Genomic DNA, 1,707 nt, shown 5'->3' with positions numbered 1-1,707 from the left:
GGTGTGTTTGAGCAGGACGCGTTGTCCGGTGCGCAGGGGGCGGTCGGCGAGGTGGCAGACGGTCGCCTCGACGTCCTGCGTGACGGCGGGGGCCGCGGCGGTCGGGACGATCAGGTCGCCGCGGGAGATGTCCAGGTCATCAGCGAGACGGACGGTGACCGACTGCGGGGCCCAGGCGGTGTCCACGCCGCGGCCGAGGAGGTCGAGGGCCTCGATGGTGGTGGTGCGGCCCGAGGGCAGGACGGTGACCTTGTCGCCGACGTGCAGGACGCCGGAGGCGATCTGGCCGGCGTAGCCGCGGTAGTCGGGCAGATCGGCGCTCTGCGGGCGGATGACGTACTGGACGGGCAACCGCGCCGGGGACGCCGACGGGTCGGTGTGGACGGGCACGCTCTCCAGGTGTTCGAGGACGGTCGGCCCCCCGTACCAGTCCATGTGCGGGGAGGGGGTGACCACGTTGTCCCCGGCCAGCGCCGAGACGGGCACAGCGGTGACCTGCCCCACCCCCAGCGACGCCGCACACGCGGTGAACTCCTCGGCGACGGCGGCGAACACCGCCTCCGCGTACCCCACCAGATCCATCTTGTTGACCGCCAGGACCACGTGCGGCACCCGCAGCAGTGCCGCGACCGCCGCATGACGCCGCGTCTGCTCCACCACCCCCTTACGCGCATCCACCAGCACCACGGCCAACTGCGCGGTGGAGGCGCCGGTGACCATGTTGCGCGTGTACTGCACATGACCGGGCGTGTCGGCCAGGACGAACCGGCGCCGGGGGGTGGCGAAGTAGCGGTAGGCCACATCGATCGTGATGCCCTGCTCCCGCTCCGCCCGCAACCCGTCCGTCAGCAACGCCAGGTCCGGGGTCTGCTGCCCGCGCCCCAGCGAGGCGCGTTCCACGGCCTCCAGCTGGTCGGCCAGGACCGACTTCGCATCGTGCAGCAGCCGTCCGACGAGGGTGGACTTGCCGTCGTCCACCGAACCGGCCGTGGCGAAACGCAGCAACGAGGCCGGCTCCTTGACCGTGATGCTGTCACCCATGTCAGAAATATCCTTCGCGTTTGCGGTCCTCCATGGCGGCCTCCGACACCTGGTCGTCGGCCCGCGTCGCCCCCCGCTCCGTGAGCCGGCTGGCCGCGATCTCCGCGATGACCGCCGCCACATCCGCCGCCGACGACTCCACCGCCCCCGTGCACGACATGTCCCCCACGGTGCGGTAACGCACCCGACGCCGCTCCAGGACCTCCCCGTCCTTGGGGCCGCCCCACCCGCCGGGCGCCAGCCACATCCCGCTCCGGGCGAACACCTCACGCTCATGCGCGAAGTAGATCGCGGGCAGTTCGATGCTCTCGCGGGCGATGTACTGCCACACGTCCAGCTCGGTCCAGTTCGACAGCGGGAAGACGCGGACGTGCTCGCCGGGGGCGTGGCGGCCGTTGTAGAGCTGCCACAACTCCGGGCGCTGACGCCGCGGGTCCCATCCGCCGAACTCGTCGCGCAGGGAGAACACCCGCTCCTTGGCGCGGGCCTTCTCCTCGTCGCGGCGGCCGCCGCCGAAGACGGCGTCGAAGCGGTGCGAGCCGATCGCGTCCAGCAGCGGCACGGTCTGCAAGGGGTTGCGGGTGCCGTCCGGCCGTTCGCGCAGCTCGCCCCGGTCGATGAAGTCCTGCACGGAGGCGATGTGCAGGCGCAGGCCGTGGCGGGTGG

General features: G+C 71.9%; 2 protein-coding genes. Both read right to left on the bottom strand.

Features of this window, described 5'->3' with window-relative positions; all coding sequences use genetic code 11:
* Positions 1 to 1,041 (bottom strand): sulfate adenylyltransferase subunit 1 (locus AC51EU_RS30255; protein WP_496270286.1); only part of this gene is annotated, 1,041 nt, incomplete at its 3' end.
* 1 nt (position 1,042) lies between these two features.
* A partial coding sequence (gene cysD / locus AC51EU_RS30250) for a sulfate adenylyltransferase subunit CysD (protein WP_496270285.1) occupies positions 1,043 to 1,707 on the bottom strand: 665 nt, incomplete at its 5' end.

It is taken from the genome of Candidatus Streptomyces philanthi (assembly GCF_059553635.1).
The sequence above is the reverse complement of the archived record's forward strand: the minus strand, read 5'-3'. Positions and strand labels throughout refer to the sequence as shown.